This window comes from Nocardia testacea NBRC 100365 (assembly GCF_000308775.1).
GTDB classification, from domain to species: Bacteria; Actinomycetota; Actinomycetes; order Mycobacteriales; family Mycobacteriaceae; genus Nocardia; species Nocardia testacea.
Map to the genome: position 1 here is coordinate 109,483 of NZ_BAGJ01000135.1, position 20,316 is coordinate 129,798.

Annotated in this window: 16 protein-coding genes and 1 tRNA gene; 8 read left to right on the forward strand and 9 right to left on the reverse strand. The window is 67.8% G+C overall.

The window, feature by feature from the left end:
* Positions 1-193: 193 nt before the first annotated feature.
* Positions 194-1,639 carry a GGDEF domain-containing protein gene (locus ON38_RS18975; RefSeq protein WP_085995450.1) on the forward strand — a complete coding sequence of 482 codons (1,446 nt, stop codon included), beginning with the start codon at positions 194-196 and terminating at the stop codon, positions 1,637-1,639.
* 146 nt (positions 1,640-1,785) lie between these two features.
* Here ON38_RS18975 and ON38_RS18980 read toward each other — a convergent pair whose 3' ends face one another.
* Positions 1,786-2,541 carry a DUF6319 family protein gene (locus ON38_RS18980; RefSeq protein WP_039826192.1) on the reverse strand — a complete coding sequence of 252 codons (756 nt, stop codon included), beginning with the start codon at positions 2,539-2,541 and terminating at the stop codon, positions 1,786-1,788.
* A gap of 161 nt (positions 2,542-2,702) precedes the next feature.
* On the opposite strand from ON38_RS18980, the gene ON38_RS18985 reads away from it, so the two are divergent.
* Positions 2,703-3,518, forward strand: coding sequence for a nuclear transport factor 2 family protein (locus tag ON38_RS18985; RefSeq protein WP_039826193.1), 816 nt, complete (start codon positions 2,703-2,705; stop codon positions 3,516-3,518).
* A gap of 199 nt (positions 3,519-3,717) precedes the next feature.
* Positions 3,718-4,719, forward strand: a complete 1,002-nt coding sequence (locus ON38_RS18990; protein ID WP_039826194.1) for an AurF N-oxygenase family protein — start codon at positions 3,718-3,720, stop codon at positions 4,717-4,719.
* Positions 4,720-4,774: 55 nt separating this feature from the next.
* Here ON38_RS18990 and ON38_RS18995 read toward each other — a convergent pair whose 3' ends face one another.
* Positions 4,775-5,506: a TetR/AcrR family transcriptional regulator gene (locus ON38_RS18995; protein WP_039826195.1), complete on the reverse strand. Its 732-nt coding sequence runs from the start codon at positions 5,504-5,506 to the stop codon at positions 4,775-4,777.
* 529 nt (positions 5,507-6,035) lie between these two features.
* Between ON38_RS18995 and ON38_RS19000 the strand changes: the two genes are divergently transcribed.
* Positions 6,036-6,218, forward strand: coding sequence for a hypothetical protein (locus tag ON38_RS19000; RefSeq protein ID WP_039826196.1), 183 nt, complete (start codon positions 6,036-6,038; stop codon positions 6,216-6,218).
* Positions 6,219-6,521: 303 nt separating this feature from the next.
* Here the strand turns inward: ON38_RS19000 and ON38_RS19005 are convergent, their stop codons facing one another.
* Positions 6,522-6,995: a nitroreductase/quinone reductase family protein gene (locus tag ON38_RS19005; protein WP_051164958.1), complete on the reverse strand. Its 474-nt coding sequence runs from the start codon at positions 6,993-6,995 to the stop codon at positions 6,522-6,524.
* Positions 6,996-7,745: 750 nt separating this feature from the next.
* Positions 7,746-7,819, reverse strand: a tRNA-Met gene (locus ON38_RS19010).
* 559 nt (positions 7,820-8,378) lie between these two features.
* On the opposite strand from ON38_RS19010, the gene ON38_RS19015 reads away from it, so the two are divergent.
* Positions 8,379-8,714: a transglycosylase family protein gene (locus tag ON38_RS19015; RefSeq protein ID WP_039826197.1), complete on the forward strand. Its 336-nt coding sequence runs from the start codon at positions 8,379-8,381 to the stop codon at positions 8,712-8,714.
* Between the two features lie 175 nt (positions 8,715-8,889).
* Here ON38_RS19015 and ON38_RS19020 read toward each other — a convergent pair whose 3' ends face one another.
* Positions 8,890-11,892 carry a UPF0182 family protein gene (locus tag ON38_RS19020; RefSeq protein ID WP_039826198.1) on the reverse strand — a complete coding sequence of 1,001 codons (3,003 nt, stop codon included), beginning with the start codon at positions 11,890-11,892 and terminating at the stop codon, positions 8,890-8,892.
* Positions 11,893-12,072: 180 nt separating this feature from the next.
* Here ON38_RS19020 and ON38_RS19025 point away from each other — a divergent pair, with 180 nt between their 5' ends.
* Complete coding sequence (locus ON38_RS19025) at positions 12,073-12,666, forward strand: PPA1309 family protein (protein ID WP_039826199.1); 594 nt, start codon at positions 12,073-12,075, stop codon at positions 12,664-12,666.
* Between the two features lie 58 nt (positions 12,667-12,724).
* Here the strand turns inward: ON38_RS19025 and ON38_RS19030 are convergent, their stop codons facing one another.
* Both ON38_RS19030 and ON38_RS19035 read right to left on the reverse strand, forming a co-directional pair.
* On the reverse strand, positions 12,725-13,750 hold the full coding sequence (locus ON38_RS19030) for a YlbL family protein (RefSeq protein ID WP_039826200.1): 1,026 nt from the start codon (positions 13,748-13,750) through the stop codon (positions 12,725-12,727).
* A gap of 87 nt (positions 13,751-13,837) precedes the next feature.
* Positions 13,838-14,068: a mycoredoxin gene (locus ON38_RS19035; protein ID WP_039826201.1), complete on the reverse strand. Its 231-nt coding sequence runs from the start codon at positions 14,066-14,068 to the stop codon at positions 13,838-13,840.
* Between the two features lie 715 nt (positions 14,069-14,783).
* Here ON38_RS19035 and ON38_RS19040 point away from each other — a divergent pair.
* Together ON38_RS19040 and ON38_RS19045 are read left to right on the forward strand one after the other, a co-directional pair.
* Entirely contained in the window at positions 14,784-16,913 is a 2,130-nt protein-coding gene (locus ON38_RS19040; protein WP_039826202.1) for an ATP-dependent DNA helicase UvrD2, read from the forward strand.
* A gap of 675 nt (positions 16,914-17,588) precedes the next feature.
* Complete coding sequence (locus ON38_RS19045) at positions 17,589-17,870, forward strand: WhiB family transcriptional regulator (protein WP_051164962.1); 282 nt, start codon at positions 17,589-17,591, stop codon at positions 17,868-17,870.
* A gap of 151 nt (positions 17,871-18,021) precedes the next feature.
* Here ON38_RS19045 and ON38_RS19050 read toward each other — a convergent pair whose 3' ends face one another.
* A complete protein-coding gene (locus tag ON38_RS19050) occupies positions 18,022-19,341 on the reverse strand; it encodes an ABC1 kinase family protein (protein WP_083872810.1) in 1,320 nt (439 codons plus the stop codon).
* Between the two features lie 105 nt (positions 19,342-19,446).
* Positions 19,447-20,310, reverse strand: coding sequence for a TOMM precursor leader peptide-binding protein (locus ON38_RS19055; RefSeq protein WP_039826204.1), 864 nt, complete (start codon positions 20,308-20,310; stop codon positions 19,447-19,449).
* Between the last annotated feature and the right edge of the window lie 6 nt (positions 20,311-20,316).

Genomic DNA, 20,316 nt, shown 5'->3' on the forward strand with positions numbered 1-20,316 from the left:
ACACTCGGTTTACGTCAGCCGCCGCTCGATGGACAGGTAGCGCACGACAGACAGATAAGGACCCAGGCCTGCGACGCGGCTCGATTTCACCGGGATCGGAGCGATCAAAGGGGGGCTGATGATCATCAGCGAACCGCAGGGAGCAGGCCGGCACGGTATCCATCGGATGCGTTATGGCGCAGCGTTTTCCGTGATGGTTGGCGCGCCGCTCGTGGTGCATCTGATACTCGGGTCCCGTCCGCTGGCGGTGGCGGTCACCTTGTTCGCGGCCGTCGGCACCGTTGTCATGATCGGCTTCGGCCTGCGCCGGCACCGTCCGTCACATCCACTGCCGTGGTATCTGCTGGCCGCCTCGGCCCTCCCCTTCGCGACCGGAACCGTGCTGCGGGAACTGACCGGCTACGCGTCCACCCCTCTCGACGAGATCTGCGCGCTCGCCGGTTATACCGGTTCCGGTCTGGCCGCCCTGATGTGGCTGCGGCCGCGCCAGGCCCGGGCGCACCCCGATATCGTCCTGGACTCCGGCCTGATCGGACTGGGCGCGCTGCTGGCGTCCTGGATCTTCCTCGTCGCTCCCGTCCTGCATTCCGAGGCCCCGGGCGTGAACACGGTCACGGCGGTGGCCCTGCCGGTCTGCGATGCGCTGCTGCTCACCTTGCTGGCACATTCGCTGGCTACCTCGATCCGCTCGGAAACCTCGCTGCGCCTGCTGCACACCGCGCTGGCGGGAGTGCTGGCAACCGATCTCGGGTTCCGCCTGGTCGCGGCCGGCACTCTGGACACCGCGCCGGAAGTGCTGATCCTTCCGCTGATCGGCGCGTACCTGGCGGCCGGGGCGGCGGCCCTGCACCCGACCATGGTGACACTGGGTGCGCCGCGGGCGATCCGGATCCACCATTCCCGCCAGCGGGCGAGCGTCATCGCCGTCGCCCTGGTGCTCTCTTCGCTGGTGCCGGTGGCGCGCGCCCCGCTGAGCCCGCTCGACCAGGTCATCGTGTCCTCGGTGCTCGCCCTGCTGCTCATCGGATTGCTGATCCGCAGCGAACGCGCGATCGGCCACAGCGCCCGCAGCGAACGGCGCGCCCAGTATCAGGCCGACCACGATCCGCTCACCGGGTTGCTCAACCGTTCCGCACTACTGCGGGTACTGCATCGGGAACACCGGGATTGGGCCGAACGCCCCCTCTGTCTGCTGTTCATCGATCTCGACGAGTTCAAGGCGATCAACGACAGCTACGGGCACACCGTCGGCGACGAGTTGATCGCCGAAGCCGCCACCCGCATCCGCTCCACCGTGCGCCGCGACGATGTAGTGGCCCGCTACGGCGGGGACGAATTCGTCGTCCTGGCTCCGCTGGAGCGAATGGAAGCGACCAAAATGGCCGAACGCCTACTCGGTGTGTTCATGAAGCCGTTCCAGCTCAGCACCGGCGAAGTCCCACTGACCGCCAGTATCGGGCTGGCCTGCGGTGGCCCCCGCGATATCGACGCCAGCATCTACGACCTCATCCGCGATGCGGACGCGGCCATGTACCAGGCGAAACGGCGCGGCTTCGGCTACATGTTCCACGACACGATCCGCTACACCCCGGCCGAGCCGAACCGCCACGGCTGGCGACCGCGGGAAACAGCTGTCTGACACCGCCCGGAGACCACCCGGACGCGCACGTCGATCGGCCCCGGGCGGTCGGCAACACCCTGACACGCAACGAATGCCGTGCTCCGGGCCGCCGAGCGCGCCCCCGAGCAGCGGCAGCTCGGGGGACGCGCATTCGCGGACTCGTCTCAGTCCGTGAGCTCTTCGAGAAGTTTGCGCGCCTGCTCGAGTTCGGCCTGCAACTGCTGGACCTTGGCCTCCTGGGCGCCCCGCACCGATTCGAGCAGGCCGTCCACCACCTCGGACACCTCCGGCGGCAACAGTTTCGCCGCCTGGGCCACGGCGGTACCGGTGACCGGGACCGCCCGCGCGGTCCGCTTCTTGCCCGCGGTGACATCGACGGTCCACTCACCGTCGGCGGTGCCGTTGATGGTGACGGTGACCTCCGGCGTCTTGGTCTTGCGGGCGGCCGGTGCCTTGGCCGCCTTGGCAGCGGACGGGGTCCGCGGCGCCGCGGCCGACTTCGGCTCGGCGGCAGCGCTCTTCGCGGGGGCGGGCGCCGGTTTCCGGTCCGCGGCCGAGGGGGCGGAGGTGGTCGGGGACGCGGCGGAAGTCACGGGCGGTTCCTTCTTCTCGGGGGCGGGTTGCGGTGTGGGCGGCGGCGCGGTGGCCGGCTTGTCACGCTGGGGTTTTACCAGCGTGACCTCGGTGGGTCCGAATGACAGCACATCCTTGGACCCGGTAGGCCGGATCTGCAGGAAGTCGCCGTCGGCGGGATCGCCGAGCGAGACCACCTTGCCCGACCGTCCCTCGGTGACCCCCACCGCCGCGGCGGTGAACCAGACCATCGGCGGGCGCCCCGCGTCGATCTCCGCGGCGATCTGCTCGAGGTCGTTGTCGGACAGAGGTTTCGGCTTCGCGCTCGATGGTGTTCGCGACGGCATGGGCACTCCGGGCAATCTCACTGGTTCGTCGAATAGCTGCGTGCACAGATGATGCCGCACCGCACCGACATTTTCACAAGCAGGGACGGCTACGTCGCTCGGCCACCCGTAGAACGTGTTCTATTGTGGGAGCGAATTCCGGCCATCCGAAGGGAGTCACCGTGTCGCTGGACCCGACCGCCGCGGATCTGCGCGAGGCCGTGCTCGCATCCCCTCGCGCCGTCGCGGCCCACGACCGGGCTGCCTGGGTGGGCCTGTTCGCGACCGGTGCGGTGGTCAATGATCCGGTCGGCTCGCAACCGCACACCGGATACGACGCGATCGGCCGGTTCTACGACACCTTCATCGCCCCCAACGACATCGTGTTCGATGTGGCCCACGATTTCGCCGGTCCGGCGACGGTGTTGCGCGATCTCACCATCACCATCACGATGTCGACCGGCGCCCGGGTCCGGGTGCCGATGCATCTGCGCTACGAAGTGGTCGAGCAGGACGGCGCACTGCGGATCGGATACCTGGCCGCGTACTGGGAACTCGTGCCCATGGTCGGGCAGCTCATGGGCACCGGACCGAAGGGATGGCGGGCGGGCACCCGGCTCGGCGGCCTGCTGCTGCGCAATCAGGGCGTTCACGGTCTGATCGGTATGGCCCGGGCGTGCACCGGTATCGGTTCCGCCGGAAAACGGATTGCGCAACGGCTGTGCGCGGCGGCGGCCGCCGGCGATACCGCGGCCGTCACGGCACTGACCGGCGACCGCGACACCGTGCGGTTGTGGTCGGGCGAGTCGATCAGCAGCGCGGAGCTGGCCGTGCGAGCGCGTGGCCTGCGGCAGGGCAAAACGCTGGCGGCGGGTCGTTCGGTGACGATCAGTGCCGATCTGCCGTCGGGCCCGGCGCTGCTGATCCTGGACTTCCACCCCACCCGGGACCGGATCGAGACGCTCCGGGTGCACACGCACACCGTCACCGCTCGCTAGCCGGCGGCCGGGCCGCGGACCGGCGCACCGCCGAGGACCCGGCAGGCGGCTCTCGGTCTCGCGGCCGGGACCTCAGATCCGCGCCACGCTCAACAGGGCACGATTGCGCACCGGCTCCGGGCGCTCTATTTACTGAGACGCAGAGTCCCGGTAAATTCGTCCGCAGAGAGATGTACGCCATACGCACGAGGAGGCACCGATGACGCCGTCGACTCTGCCGCGGGCTCCCAGGCTGGACGCCCGGTATCGCGAGACGCTGGAAACACTGTCGGAGGGCTCGGTGCACCGCCGGTTCGACCCGTACCTGGATATCGAGTGGGATTCGCCCGAACTCGCCCTCGATCGAGACGACCCCCGCTGGGTCCTCTCCCCCGACTACGATCCGCTCGGCGCCACCCGCTGGTATCGGGAACTGCCGCAGGCGAGGCAGATCGAGATCGGCCGCTGGCGGATCGCCAACGCCATCAAGGTCGGGGCGGCCTTCGAAACCGTCCTCATCCGGGGGATGATGCAGTACATCGCAAAACTGCCCAACGGGTCGCCGGAGTTCCGCTACTGCCTGCACGAGATGACCGAAGAGTGCAACCACATCCAGATGTTCCAGGAGCTGGTGAACCGGATCGGCGACGATGTCCCCGGGATGCGCCCGATCTTCCGGGCGCTCTCACCGTTCATCGGCGTGGCCGGGGGCTACGCGCATGTGGTGCTGTTCCTGGGCATCCTCGGCGGCGAGGAACCGATCGACCACTACCAGAAGGCGATGATCCGCAACGGCGCGAACCTGCCGCCGCTGGTGGTGCGGACGATGGAAATCCATATCGCCGAGGAGGCGCGTCACATCTCCTTCGCGGGAGAGTTCCTGCGCGCGCATATCGCGAAACTCGGCCCGGTCTCCACCGCGCTGTGCGGGCTCTCCTTCCCGCTGGCGCTGCGCTGGCTGGCCGGGGAGATCATGGCGCCGCCGCCGGAGTTCGCCCGCCGCTTCGACGTGCCGCGCGAGGTCATCGAGGAAGCGTTCTGGCGGAGCCCGCACTCGCGGCGGATCCTGTCCGGCTACTTCGGCGATATGCGCGCCCTCGCCGACGAACTCGGTCTGATGAACCCGGTCACCTCGCGGCTGTGGCGGGCACTGGGCATCGACGGCGACCGCTCGCGCTACCGCAGCGAACCGGAGCGCCGGGTTCGGACCTCGGTGGCCTGACCCGGGACGGCCGGGCCGGCCGACGACGTTCGGCCCGGTCGACGACCCCGCACCCTCACGGGGCCGAACCACGCAGTCCGGCCACCACCTGTGCCAATTCCCGGTCCGGGTCCACCGTCACACCGACCGTCCGGGCCGCGCCGTCGAGGATGTACCAGGCGTAGCCGGAGAGGTCCGCGACCATTTCCGCCCGCGTCCGGCTCGGCTCCGGATCGGCGACCCACGCGGCCAGCACCCCTTCGACCATGGTCACCACGGCGAACGGCACCGGCTCCAGCGCGGCCGACTCCACCTCCACAATGCGGGCGATCGCCTCGATCAGCTCACGGGACCGCTCGGTGATCCGGATCTTCAGGCTGGAGATCGCGTCCACACTGTCGGGTCCGCCGACGGGCGGGCCGGTCCGCGCGAACGCCGCGAGGTTGGGGTGGTCGCCCATCCAGTCGGCGACCGCGCGGACCGTCCGGGTGATGATCTCGCGCACCGAGCCGGACGAGACGTCCAGCTGCGCGTCCAGTACGGCCCCCAGCTCGTCGATCAGGTACGACCGGATGCGCCGGTCCAGATCCTCGCGACCGCTGAACTGCCGATACACGACGGATTTGGCCACCCCCGCCCGCTCGGCGATCTGACGCACCGGCACGTCGGCGCCCAGCGGCTTCTCCTCCAGCAGCTCGACCGCGGCCCGCAGGATGCGTAACTGACGCTCGGTATTGTGCTGCTCCCAGCGCGCCTCGTATCCGTTGACCTCCCCCGGAATCCGCGATCGCGACGACGCCACCGACATGCCTGGCAGTGTACTCAGCACCGCCGCCGGCAGCGGCCGGTCCCGCCTCGTTCCGCCCCGCCGGCCGCTCGACCGGGGATTTCTTCACCGAGATTTCATATGCCCGCTCGTTCTGCACGATCAAATGAAAGTACATTTACACCGGCATTAATTCGGGATCGCGCGCGTACATTGCGCAATACATTCGCCATATATTACAAACCGGTCGTTTTGTCGACTCCGGCTGCGCCGGCGGGTCGCGTAGCATCGGAAGATGTTCTCGCACAGACACATCCAGAATACCGTGCGAACAGTGGGTTCCACCCCGGAAAAGTCGCCGGCTGCCCCCGGATTCCAATCCGTGGGCAGTCGGAACGAAAAACGCTAGAATTGCGGCACATTGGTACCGGGCGGGTCCGGCGATCTGCTGTCACTACGTTGCTCGGTCGCGGGAATTCCCGGCGACACCGGTGACTGGGGCGGCGCAATCGGAGCAGCGTACGAATACGCGCAGCGACCCGCCGGCGCACCACGCGTACAGGAGGCAAGGATGCCCGACAACACCGGCCCCGAGGAGAACGACGTGGAATCGACCGCCGAGCACGCACCCGTGATCTGGCCGGAGCCCAGCCGGTTGGACTCCTGGTGGCGCGACATCATGACCGATCCGGTCCAAGGAGCCGCGGTCGCGGAGGCCGAACCGGTGCCCCCGAGCCTCACCCGCAACGGCTGATCCGCCTACCGGCCATCGGCCGGCTCCGGCGCCGGTTCGGCGCCGGAGCACCGGGCGATACCGCGCACCGGCTCTTCACCACGCCCCGGCGCTCGACCACGACAGATCGGGTGCCGGTTCCCGGCGCAGGCCCGGCAGCGTCCCGGGCGTCCAGGGCAGGGCGCTGCCGCCTGCGGACGAGGAGCGGGCCGTCGTCCGCCCACACCTCGGCACCTGTCCGCAGCGTGCGGTGATCCGGTCTCGACGCGCGATCGACGGACCGGGTCTCATGCCGCCGGGACGTAGAGGCCGGTCGAACCGCGTCTACCCGAGGTTCTCGCCGCGGCCGCGTCGCGGTCGAGTCCCACTTGCGGCAGGCGTGAGCCGGACTAAAGGGATCTCCCGATCGGTGCGCTTCTGGTAATCCCCGTATACCGGATAGGCGGCGGTGATCCGGGACCACAGCGGCGCCCGCTGTTCCGCGGAGAGGATCTGTGCCGTCATCGGCCGGCGCGGACCGTTGCGGAAGGAGACCTCGACGGCAGGATTGTCACGGAGGTTCCAATACCACGCCGGGTGGGTCGGATCGCCGGCGCGGGACGCGACGATGATGTAGTCCTCCCCGTCGACGATCGGCGCCGTCAGCATGACCGAGCGCGGTTGCCCGCTCTTGCGGCCGACCGTGGTCAGTTCCAACGCCGGCATCCCGAAGTACTCGGTCCCCAGGCGGCCGAAGCTGATACGCAGCAGAGTTCGGTGTACGGCGTTGACGGCCTTGAGCGTGAAATCAGATGGCACGGCTGGTCCTCCGGTTCGCGGCAGTTGTCCCAGCAAAGCAGCTCGGTCCGCGCCCGGCAACGCCGCACGCCCGCCCTACGGCCGGAGCCCGGCATGGACGCCACCCAGTGACCCCCTACCCGCGGGCTCACGCCTCCGGGGCTTCCGCCGGCGAAACCCGCGCGGCAGGAGGCGAATCCGCGCCCCATCGCCCCGTCGCGGGCGGTCGGAGCGCGGCCATGCCCTGCACCGGCGCAGTTCCGGGCCGCCGCGGACACGGGTGGGCCGGGCCGGCCGGGGCCGATCGAATTGCACCGTTGTAATTCATGAGATGCGTACCTGCTATTACGAATTCGCTCGCTCATAAATATGTCTCGACCACTCGTTTCGAGCGGTATTCACGGGCCGCAAACGACCCGATGGGCCTTTCTTTTATGTGATAGCCGGATGATTGCCCATTCTTTCGCTGTCCCAGCACATCCCGCCATCGGCCGTCCCACCACCGCGGACCACGCACCGAAGGCCCGCCGACCTCGCACGATTCGGCCGGATCACAGGCCCCGGAGAGCATGAAGGAAGCCGGACACCGCCCCCAGCTCGACGCCGGCACTTCCCCACACGACAGCAGCCACGCACGACCGAGGGGCGGACTACAGCGGCTTCGGAGAGCTCGGCCCACCAGCCGCGGAGAAGGAGCACGCCGGACGGAAGGGAGGCGATACGGCAAAAGGAAAAGGCCCCGGAGAGAATCTCTCCGGGGCCTTCCTGTAGTAGCGGGGACAGGATTTGAACCTGCGACCTCTGGGTTATGAGCCCAGCGAGCTACCGAGCTGCTCCACCCCGCGTTGGGTGAACACAACATTACACACGGCTTCGGACTTATACCAAATCGCCTGGTCAAAAGCTTTTTTATCCAAATCCGGCGCCTCCGGGGGCGGGCTCGGCACAGGCCCCGCACCCCATCGACACCCATCGATCCTACGGAGTCGCCGCGACCCCCGGACAGCAGCCCGCCAACTCGGCATCGGAACGTTAGCGGAGCGATTGCCCCTTGTCCCGATCGCTATACGCGTGACACGAATTACGCATTTTCGGTGATCCCCGTCACATTTCAGTGTTGCCGCGGAACGCCATGGGTACGGGAGAAACCCGTTAATGACCTGGACTTTTTCACATATTCCCGCTTTGCACCAATCGACGTATTGATAGTTATCGATACGTGATCTGACGAGATTTCTTCGTTACCGTCGTTGCCAGGCCCCGACCAACCGGGACGGGCCGACCGAACCGGAGAACGCCGGCAACCCTGTCCCACGGTTCGGATCAAACCCCGACACATCACCTGGGGACAGGGGCACGCAAGCTTCGACCGCGCTGCCGGTGGGCACAGGGAGGGATTCGCATATGTCCAAGACCCGAAAGTTCAGCACCCGCGTTCTCGGCATGACCGCTATCGCCGGGGCCCTCGTTGCCGTACCGTTCGGTCTTTCCACCGCCACCGCCTCGGCTTCCTCGGGCAACTGGGATGCTGTCGCCCAGTGCGAGAGCAGCGGCAACTGGTCCACCAACACCGGTAACGGCTTCTACGGCGGCCTGCAGTTCACCCAGAGCACCTGGGAGGCCAACGGCGGCAGCGGCAGCGCCGCGAACGCCAGCCGTGAGGAGCAGATCCGCGTGGCCGAGAACGTTCTCGCCACCCAGGGCCCCGGCGCGTGGCCGGTGTGCGGTCAGTACCTGTGACCCCGCCCGGCGCGTCCTGAGCGCGTCGCCATCCAGCGCGTACGAAGAGGCGCTGCCACCCGATCGGGTGGCAGCGCCTCTTCTTCGTTTCCCACCTGGAGCCCGACCGGACCCGGCAGCCGCCCGCCACGCCGTGGAGTCGACAGCGGCCGGCTCCGCGGTCGCGACCCGGCTGTTACCTACCTCCGCCGGCGTCCTGATACGCCTTCACCGCGGCGTCCAGCTCGTCCAGTGCCCGGCCGAAGTCCTCGAAGTTGCCGGTACGCATGGCCGCGCGTACCTCTTCGATCTTGCGGCCCAGCTCCGCCGCCGCGGCGTCCCGCGCGGCCGAACCGGTACTCGCGGGCGGCGGCGCCGAGCCGTTGGGCGTCGCTGCGCCCTGATCCTGGGAATCGTCGCCCTGGGGCTGCGGCGGCGCGGTGCCGGGGTTCGGCCGGGTGGCCGGGTCACCGCCGGACGGGGTGGCCAGCGCACCTGCGCCGGGTAACACCTGGTTCAACGCATCGGCCAGTGTCGAGCCGTAGCCGACCTTCACGCTGCCGGCCTGATCCCGGTAACTGACCAGCACTCGCAGCAGCTGCGGGAAGGTCGCCGTGTTCTGGCCGGTATTGCGCTCGTTGTAGAAGGGCTCCACATAGAGGATGCCGCCGTCGGCCACCGGCAGGGTGAGCAGATTGCCGTATCTGATCTTGTTCGAGTTCGACAGCAGCGTCTTCTCCTGGGAGACCTGTGGCGCCGTCGTCATCGTGTTCTGCGTCTGCTGCGGACCCTGGGTCTGCGTATCGGTCGGCAACTGCAGGATCCGGAACTTTCCGTAGCCGTCGGGGTCGGAGCGCACCGATATATAGGAGGACAGGAACTGCCGGTTGTACCCGACCATCGCACTGGTCAGATTGAACACCGGCTTCCCGGTCTCCGGATCGCCGAGCAGCACGTAGTACGGCGGCTGGCTCGCCGACACCCCCTCCACCGTCGGATCGGCGGGCACGGACCAGAACGCGTTGTTGGTGAAGAACTCGCGCGGATCGTCCACGTGGTACTTGGTCAGCATCTCGCGCTGCACCTTGAACAGATCCTCCGGATACCGGAAGTGCTCACGCAGATCGGGGCCGATCTCGCTTTCCGGGATCACCGCGTCCGGGAACACACCCCGCCAAGCCTGCAGCACCGGGTCGGTGGGGTCGGTTTCGTACAGCTTGACCGTGCCGTCGTAGGCGTCGACCGTGGCCTTCACCGAGTTGCGGATATAGCTGACCTCTTTACGCGGCAGCAGCCGGCCGGTGCGCTGGTCGACACTGTCCTCGACCGCGCCCTCGAGCGAGGTCGTCTGGGCGTAGGGGTAGCTGTCCAGCGTCGTGTAGGCGTCCACGATCCAGACGATGCGCCCGTCCACCACCGCCGGGTAGGCGTTGCCGTCCGGCGTCAGCCACGGCGCGACCTTCTGAACCCGGTCCCGCGGCGAGCGGTTGTACAAGATCTTCGAATCACCGCTGATCGCCGAGGAGAACAGGATATTGCGTTCGGCGTACTTGGCCGCGAACGCGAGCCGGTTGAACCAGTTCCCGATCGGCACACCGCCGGCGCCGTCGTAGGTGAAGCGGGCCTGGTCGGTGTCGTACTCCCGGGGCGTCTGGCCGTCCTTCGCACCGACGATGGCGTAGTCGGGATCGGACTGCGAGATCAGCTCGCCGTAGTAGATACGGGGCTGATCGACCTTGATCCGCTGCTGATCCTTCGGCGTGAACAGATCGCTGACCAGGAAGATGGGGTAACCCGAATCGCTGCTGCCGCCGGCGGCGTTGGGATCCTCCGACTGCGGCCGGTTGACCCGGTTGGCGGGCGCGGCGACGAATCCGTTGCCGTGCGTGTAGACCGTGTGCTTGTTGATCCAGTCGGTCTGGTTACCGCTCAGGGTGGCCGGGGACAGCTCACGGGCGGCCACGATGTAGTCCTGGACCTGACCGTTGAGCGAATACCGGTCGATATCGAGCGCCTCGGGGAAGCCGTAGAAGTTCTTCAGCTGCCGCAACTGGGTGAAGGTCGGGGACAGGATGTTGGGATCCAGCAACCGGGCGTTGGCGATGGTGGCATGGTCCACCGGCACATTCACCGGATTCTTGCTGCTCTCTCCCTTGTAGTCGACGTATTCGATCTTGTCGTCGGTGATTCCGTAGGCGTCCCGGGTGGCGGCGATATTGCGCTCGATGTACTCGCTCTCCTTCTCGGCCGCGTTCGGGCGCACCGAGAACTGCTCGACCATGAGCGGCCACACCGCACCCACCAGCACCGAGGAGAGCACGAGCAACGCCGCCGCCATCGCCGGCACCCGCAGGTCACGCAGCACGATCCCGGCGAAGAAGGCCAGCGCGCAGATGATCGCGATGGACATCAGGATCAACTTGGCCGGCAGCACCGCGTTGATATCGGTGAACGAACCACCGTTGAAGGTGGGTTCCTTCCGGTTGCTCATCAAGAGCTGATAGCGGTCGAACCAGTAGGCGACCGCCTTGAGCAGCACGAAGATCCCGGCCAGAACCGCGAGCTGGATACGTGCCGGAGTGGTGAGCACACCCTCGCGCCCGGTCAGCCGCAAACCGCCGAAAATGTAGTGCGTCACCAGATTCGCGAAGAACGCGATCACCACGGCGACGAACAACCAGTTCAGCACCATCCGGTAGAACGGCAGATCGAAAGCGTAGAAGCCCACATCGAGACCGAACTGCGGATCGGTGCGGCCGAACGAGCCGCCGTGCAGGAACAACTGCACGGTGACCCAGTTCGACTGGGCGACCAGCCCGGACAGCACACCCAGCAACGCCGGGATACCGATCCCGAACAATTTCAGCTTGCCGAGCACCGTCGTCCGGTACCGGGCGATCGGATCACCGGCGCCCGAGGTCGGCACGAACACCGGGCGTGACCGGTATGCGAGCAACAGGGCGAGCCAGACGATCACGCCCACCACGAGCGCGACCACCGCGAACACCGCGACCCTGGTCAGCAGCACGGTCAGGTAGACGCCGCGGAAATCGACCTCCCCGAACCACAGCCAGTTCGTATAGGTATCGACGAGCCGAGGCCCTACCAACAGCAGTGCGGCCAGCACCACCGCAGCCACCAGCAGCAAACGACTGCGCCGGGACAGCGACGGTAAACCGGCGGGGGGGCGCATGCCCACGATGCCACTCTCCAGGGTCCGGCGGCGAGTGAGCCGGTAGCGCCACCGGCCGCTGCGCCGCAGTCCGAATTGTTGAGGTCGGGCCCGTACGGACCCTCTGCGCCCACTCTACGGAAAACGGACATGTTCGCGACCGCAGGGTTGGGGCGGTGTCGCGGCGGCGGATGCGAGGATGGTCGGGTGAGCGCCGATCTGCATGCCGAAATAGTCCTGGCCCGTTCCGTCCACGAAGTCGCGGAGTTCGTGGACGCCGAGGGCTGGGGAAGAGCGCCGCAGATGTTCGCCCTGGTGCGGACCGCAGATCTGGTGGCCGCCGAACCCGCGCTCATCGACGAGGTCGACGCCGCGGACGAACTGACACCGATCGCCCAGGATCCGCTGCCCGATCATGTGGCCGGCGGATCGATGGCACTCGACGAATTCCTCGCCACCACCAGTTGGCCCCCCGCGGTGGCGGGCTGTGTCCTGGTGCAGGAGATCGTGGTTCTCCCGCCGGACGCCGAGGAGGATCTCGACGAGGCCCTCACTCCGTTGCTGGCCGATGCGGACGCCGCCGACGCGGCCGGCCGGGCCGCCGCCCATGCGCACCCCGGACGGCGCGAGGCCCGGCTCTTCGCGGCTGTGCTGCGAACGGGAAACAGTCTGTGCCTGTTGCAGCTACGGCCCGAAGAGGGCGAAGAGGACAGCGCCGATCTCGACCTGCGCACCTATCCGAACCTCGCGCCCAATCTGGTGGAAGCCCTGCGGCACACGCTCGAGGAATCGGCCGACTGAACGGAGTGCGCCCGGGCTCGCGGGCCCGGGCGCACGTACTCCACCGTCCGCGGGTGCCTCAGCCGCAGCTGGGCACCTCCTGCCCCGCCGACAGATCCTCGAGCGATTGCACCGCTCCCGCGAGCGTCTCCACCCGTACCAACCGCAAACCGGCGGGGACCCGCTGGCTCGCCTCGTTGCAATTACCCGCCGGCACCAGGAACGTTTCCGCGCCGGCCTCCCGGGCCGCCATCATCTTGTACTGGATCCCACCGATCGCGCCCACCTTGCCGTCCTCGTCGATACTGCCGGTCCCCGCCACGAAGGACCCGCCGTCGAGGTCGCCGGGACTCAGTTTCTCCACCAGTGCCAGGCTGAACATCAGACCGGCCGACGGGCCGCCGATATCGGCCAGATTGAAATCGATCTGCATGGGCGGCGCCGCGGCCACGGTGGGCGTCAATCCCAGAAACCCCTTGGCCGCGTCATCGGGCCGGGCACCGAGGGTGATATTCGCGGTCTGCTCCGCACCGTCGCGGCGGTACACCACCGGAACCACGGTCCCGGGCGCCCGGCTCGATGTCTCGTTGAGCACATCCTGTGCGGTCGCCACCGATTTACCGTTCACGCTGACGATCTGATCACCGGCGCGCAGCGCCTCCTGGGCCGGCGCGCCCTCGGCGACCTTGTGCACAAACACCGCGGTCGGCAGATTCAACTGATGCATCGCCGCGACCTCGGCATTGCTCTCCGACGTCGTGAACTCCTGCTCGTTCGATCTGTCGACCTCCTCCCGCGACACTCCGGGCGGATACACCTCGGCGCGCGGCACGATCCCGTGCCGACCGCTCACCCAGAAACCGAGCGCCTCGAAGATGGTGAGCCCATCCCGCACCGCGACCGTGGTCATGTTCAGGTGCCCGGTGGTCCGGTCGACCTCGGCCCCCGACACCTGTACGACCTCGAGACCGTCCACTTCGCCCAGCGTATCGACGGTGGGTCCGGGCCCCAGCGCCACGAACGGCACGGTGAACACACTGCCCACCACACCGAACAGCACAACCGGGACAAGGGCGACCAGGAGCGTGATGATCCGACGATTCACCCGGCCAACACTAGCCATCCGCCCCCGCACAATGCGGGACAGGCACGCGAGCGCGGCCCGGGAGATCACCCACCGCGCCCGGCCGGATCACGCCTGACGCGCGAGCGCCTGCTTCACCTCGGCCAGGGACGGATTGGTAGCGGTCGACCCGTCGGCGAACTTCAGGGTCGGCACCACATGGTTGCCGTTGTTCACGCTGCCGACGAACTCCGCCGACGCCGGATCCTGCTCGATATCGATCTCCACATAGCTGATCCCGGCCTCTTTCAGCTGGGTCTTCAACCGCCGGCAGTAACCGCACCAGGTGGTCGAGTACATGGTCAGATCAGGAGTCACGTCAGTCACGAACAGAGCAACATCGGGCGGGCCGGGTTTATTGCAGTGTTTATTGGCGCGCCTCCGGCGCGCGGGGTTGAGGCCCCCTTGTGTCTCGCCGTTTCGGCCTCGAGACTTGCGCTTCGCGCGGGCGCTTTCGAGGCCGAAACGGCGAGACGGGCCTCAACCCTTTGAGGTGTCTCGCAAAACTCGACACATGCGGGTTGCGGCGGCATTCGAGGTCTGGGTCGGATGCCGACTCAACCGCCCGGCCGACCTGGCGTCTTGATCGCTTTCACGAACAGCAGCGCTTTCGGGGTGCCGAGTTCAGCGAGGCCCACAAAGGGTCGAGGCCCGTCCTGCCCTTGGCCGAAGGTGCTCGATGGTCGCGCTTCAGGTGTGATGTCCAGGGAGGTCGTGCCGGGTTCGTGGGGACTTGGCGTGGTTGTTGAAAGGTGAAGACCTCCCGTTGTGAAGTGGAGATGTCGAGTAACCGCTTCACACATCGGGAGGCGTTCGTGGTCCACGCTGACGCGACATTGGCCCCGCGCACACGATTGCGGCTCGCCCGTTTGATCGTCGAGCAGGGATGGACCTTCTGGCGATAGCCCACCGCACCTCGCCGGCGCGGTAGGCGCGAGTCCCGAGGGCTGAACGTCGCGGCCCAGGGGGCCTCGACCCCGTGCCGCCGCAGGAGGCGCCTATATACACTGCTCGGGTGGGCGCTGTCGATCTTTCCGAGTTGGACCCGGAGCAGGCCGCCGCAGTCCGCGCGCCGCGTGGGCCCGTCTGTGTGCTGGCCGGCGCGGGTACCGGGAAGACCCGGACCATCACCTATCGCATCGCGCATCTGGTGGCGGCGGGGCAGGTGCGGGCGGATCAGGTGCTGGCGGTCACGTTCACCGCCCGGGCGGCCGGGGAGTTGCGGGCACGGCTGCGGGCGCTCGGGCTGGGGGCGGCCGCGTCCACCGTGCAGGCGCGGACCTTCCATGCCGCCGCACTGCGACAGCTGCGGTATTTCTGGCCGCAAGTGGTGGGTGAAGTGCCGTGGCGGATGCTGGACAGCAAGTTTCCGGTGGTCGCGCAGGCTGCGAACCGGGTGGGTCTGGCTTCGGGGACCGAGAGTGTGAAAGATCTGCTCGGCGAGATCGAGTGGGCAAAATCGTCGCTGGTGGCACCGGAGGATTACGCGGCGGCGGCCGCGGCCCACCGGCGGGATACGCCGTTCGCGGCGGCCCGGGTCGCGGAGGTCTATGCCGCCTATGAGTCGGTGAAGACCACGGCGGAGGGTCTGCTCCTGGATTTCGACGATCTGCTGCTGCACACCGCCGCCGCACTCGAGGACTATCCATCGGTCGCCGACGAGTTCCGGGAGCGCTACCGGTGCTTCGTGGTCGACGAGTACCAGGACATCACCCCGCTACAGCAGCGGGTATTGGACGCCTGGCTGGGCGACCGCGACGATCTCACCGTCGTCGGGGATGCCAACCAGACCATCTATTCGTTCACCGGCGCCGGGCCCGGCCAGTTGCTGGATTTCTCCCGCCGGTACCCGGAGGCGACCGTGGTGCGTCTCGAACGCGATTACCGGTCGACTCCGCAGGTCGTCGATCTCGCCAATCGGGTGATCGGGATGGCGCAGGGCCGTATCGCGGGGTCCCGGTTGCAGTTGATCGGGCAGCGGCCGGACGGGCCGGAGCCGGAGTTCGCCGAATACGACGAGCTCGGCGCAGAGGCGGCCGATATCGCCCGCCGGATCGAGGAACTCCTGGCCGGCGGTACCCCGGCCGCCGAGATCGCGGTGCTGTACCGGATCAACGCCCAGTCGGAGGCCTACGAGCAGGCGCTGACCGAACGCGGGATCGCCTACCAGGTCCGCGGCGGTGAGGGTTTCTTCCAGCGGCCGGAGGTCCGCCAGGCGGTGCAGGAGCTGCGTAAGGCGGCGTCCCGCGACGATCTCCCCGACACTGCGCGGTCCGGGAAGAACCTGGTGAGCCTGGTGCGGGCCGCGCTGGCACCGATCGGTCTCACCGCGTCTGCGCCGGCGGGGGCACAGGCCCGCCAGCGGTGGGAGTCCCTGACGGCGCTGGTCCGGTTGACCGAGGAACTCGTCGAGCACGAACCGGAGCTGGAACAGAGCGGACTGCTGCGCGAACTCGCCGCGCGGGCCGAGGCCCGGCACCCACCGACCGTGCAGGGCGTGACCTTGGCCTCATTGCACGCGGCCAAGGGCCTGGAATGGGATGCGGTGTTCCTGGCCGGGCTCACCGACGGCACCCTGCCGATCTCCTACACCCTCAACGGTGACGGGTCGGTCGCCGATGTGGCGGCATTGGAGGAGGAGCGCCGGCTGCTCTATGTGGGGGTGACCCGCGCCCGGGTCCATCTGCGGTTGTCGTGGGCGCTGAGCCGCGGTGACGGTGACCGCCGGCCGCGGCGGCGCTCCCGGTTCCTCGCCGGGCTGGTGCCCGACGGCTCCCCGGCGTCCCGGATCGCCGCCCCGGCCCGCCCTGCCGCGGACGCGAACCGGCCGGTGTGCCGGATATGTGGCCGCGCGCTGCTCGATTCGGAGGCCCTGCTGCTGCGCCGGTGCAAGAACTGTGTGGGACAACCGGATACGGAACTGCTCGGCGCCCTTCAGGATTGGCGCCGGGAGAAGGCGGCCGAACTCGCCGTGGACCCGCGCGGAATCCTCGGTGTGAACACGCTCACCGCGATCGCCGAGCAGCTGCCCGAGGACGAAGCCGCGCTGGCCGCACTGGGTATCGGCGACAGCAAGATGCGCAAGTACGGGGCCGAGGTGCTGGCCATCATCCGGTCCCGGCGCCGTTCGATCGCCGGCCGGTAGCCGCACTCGCTACCGAATTCGGCAAAACTGCAGGTAGAAAATAGGTTGTGGCCTCCGGCGAGATTGCTTAAGGTGGAAATCGCGCTCGGGAGGGTACATCCACGCGCATAGTTGACACACAGTTGAGATCACGACCACGAGTACAGGAGGGAGGCAGTCAGATGAACGGCACAACGAACTACGGCTTCGTCACCGTAGCGCCGAATATGCGGTCGTCCGCTGCTTCCCGGGGGTTCCTCGCTTCGCAGGGGACCGGCCTGTCCTGCCTCGATATTGCCGGTGAGCAGGCGCGTATCCGCTATTCGCATCAGCCGAACATCGTCGAATCGCAGGACCAGTCCGTCGTGAACTGGCACCCGGGGGCTGCTCTGGCAGCCGTCGGCTCCTTCGCTATCGATCCCGCCGCAGCACCCGCAGTGGCAGATAAGCGACCGGAAAGCCTTCGCAAAGGACACCGAGCGACCGTGAACAGGCGGCCCCACAGCCGACCAAGGTAGGGATTCACCCCACACCTCCTGGCCACGGGACGCAGATGCGAAACCGTGGCCAGAATTTTTTGGCCTTCAGCCCACAAGGCACCGGTTTCGCAGAACGAACACCGAACCGCTGCACAACAAGCTGAAGGAGAACGACGTGGTCACCACCACCCAGAGCTGGCCGTCGGCCACCACTGATGTGGCGTGTAGCACCGTGGCAACCGATTCGGGGGACCAGCGACAGCGCGTCCTGCCCTGCCGGGCGGGCGACCCCGATCTGTGGTTCGCCGAGAGCCCGGTCCAGCTGGAAGAGGCCAAGGCGCTGTGCGCTTCCTGCCCGATCCGTAAGGGCTGCCTGACCGCGGCCATCGATCGGCGGGAGCCGTGGGGCGTCTGGGGCGGCGAGATCTTCGACCAGGGGGTCGTCATCGCCCGTAAGCGTCCGCGTGGTCGGCCGCGCAAGGTCGCCAGCTGTGTCTGACCGGGACTCCGTGTCCCCCGCGGACACCCACCCACACCGGAAACGAGCCGCTCATCGCTTCGCCGATGAGCGGCTCGTTCGCTTCCGCGCCGGAATCGATAGGCGCGGGGCGATCACCGGAACCCGGGGAAAACCTGCGCGGTAACGGATTTCAGGCGCTGTCCCGCTGCTCCCGGAATCCGGGCAGCCAGGTGGCAGCCAATTGGATGAACGGCACCTCGGCGTCGAGCTGGGCACAGATGCCTATGGACCCGCCCAGCACCCGGAAGATCATCACATATTCGGCGGGCAACATCATCGCCCGCGCGGTCTTCATTTCCGGCGAGGAGTAATCGGTCGCCTTGCCCGCCACCCGCTGCATCCAGCGCCTGGTGAAGTGGAAGGATTCGGTGCGGATCGGGTCGGTGAACGGGCGCAGGTACTCCTCGATCTCGGTTTCGGTGAGCGTCCGGCCCGGCTGAACCCAGCCGTTGGCATGCAGGATCTCGGTCAGTTCGCCGTACTCCTCGGCGACCGCCAGCGCGAGAATCCGACCCAGCAACTCCGGGAAACCACCGGGCAGAGGCGCGCAGGCGCCGTAGTCGATCACCGCGAGCTTGCCCTCCGGGGTGATCATGAAATTGCCCGGATGCGGGTCGGCGTGCAGCAGACCCACCGTTTCCGGAGCCGAGAAATGGAACCGGCCCATCAGCCCGGCCACCCGGTTGCGCAGGACCCGGGTGCCCTCCGGATCGGCCTGGCCGGCGCTGATGATCGTGGAAACCGGTGTGCCGTCGAGCCATTCGCTCACGATCACCTTGGGCGCACTGGCGACCACCTTGGGCACCACGAATTCGGGGTGGCCGTCGTAGGCCTTGCTGAAGGCCCGCTGATTCGCGGCCTCGTTGCGATAGTCCAGTTCTTCTTCGGTGCGCTCGGTGATCTCGGCGAGCAGCGGTTTCACATCGGCGCCGGGAATGACCTTCGCGAACAGGCCGGTCATTCGGTTCAGGGTGCGCAGATCGGCGCGCAACGCCTCGTCGGCCCCCGGATACTGCACCTTCACCGCGACCGGCCGCCCGTCCGACCAGACTGCCCGGTGCACCTGGCCGATACTCGCCGACGCGGCCGGAGTGTCTTCGAACGATTCGAACCGCTTACGCCAATCGGTGCCGAGCTGCTGGTCGAGAACGCGGTGCACGGTGGCGGCCGGCATCGGGGGCGCGGCGGCCTGCAGTTTGGTGAGCGCCTCGCGATAGTGCTCGCCGAACTCCTCCGGTACTGCGGCCTCCATCACACTGAGGGCCTGGCCGAATTTCATCGCGCCGCCCTTGAGCTCACCGAGTACGGCGAAGAGCTGTTCGGCCGCCTTCTGGTTCAGCTCCGTGTTGATCTCTTTGCGGTCACCGCCCGCGAGCTTCCTGCCGAAACCGACCGCGGCGCGCCCCGCCACTCCCAGCGGGATCTTTGCCAACTTCGCATTGCGGGACATGGGCCGGCGCACGATCTCAGACACTCTCCCATAATGGCCGACAACCCCGGTTCACTGCCACGGAAAACCGGAGAGAATTACCCTCGGCGTCGAATGTGAAAGTCCTCACATACTCTCGCCGACTGTGCTTCCGAGACAACCGCAGCGCGGGTGCGGTGCCCATGACCGGCGATCGAGGCACCGGGTATCGAGATCGAGCTCGAGGGTCCTGTTCAGTGTTTCCGGTGGGAAACGCGGTTCACAGGCGATGATCGTCTCGAGTTCGCCGAGCGCCAGCGCGGCCACCGCGGCGATGCCGGCGGGGCTGGCGTGCCCGGTCCGGCCGAGCAACTGCGCGGCCAGCCGCGGCCATTCCGCGTCGTGATCGACTCGTGTCAGGTCCGCGCAGCGCAGGCAGCTGGTCCGGCCGGGCTGGACCAGCGGGCCGACGATTCCCTTCCCGTCGCGGAGCCGCACGACCAGATGAGCCGTCCGCGTATGGGACAGATCGCGCACCAGCCGCGGATCCGGAATCAGCGCGTCGGCGAGTACCACGAGATCGGCGGGGCGGGCCCGGCCGAGGCTATCACCGCGGTAGTCGCGTGAGCGCTGCGGGCGGATTCCCAGATCGCGCAGACCCGCGGCGATCGCGTCGGTGAGCGGACCGATGCCGTGCACGCGGATGGTCCGCACACGACCGGCCGGCCGAGGCGGATGGACCAGCAGGCCCGCGGTATCGATCACCTCGAACAGCGCCGTGGCCTGCCCGGGCGCCAATCCGAGCGAGCGGGCCCGCCAGATGATCGCGGGCTTGCTGTTCAGCCCGTCGATCAGCCGGAGGAAACCCAGCACCTGCTGGGTTTCCAGACCTGGCGCCTCACAGAGCACCGCGGTATCGGGATCCCAGCCCAGTTGGACCTGCCCGGTGGATCGGACCAGAATCGGCACCCGGGGATGCAGCAGGGGGGCGCGTGGCCGGAGCATCGTCATGCCGGA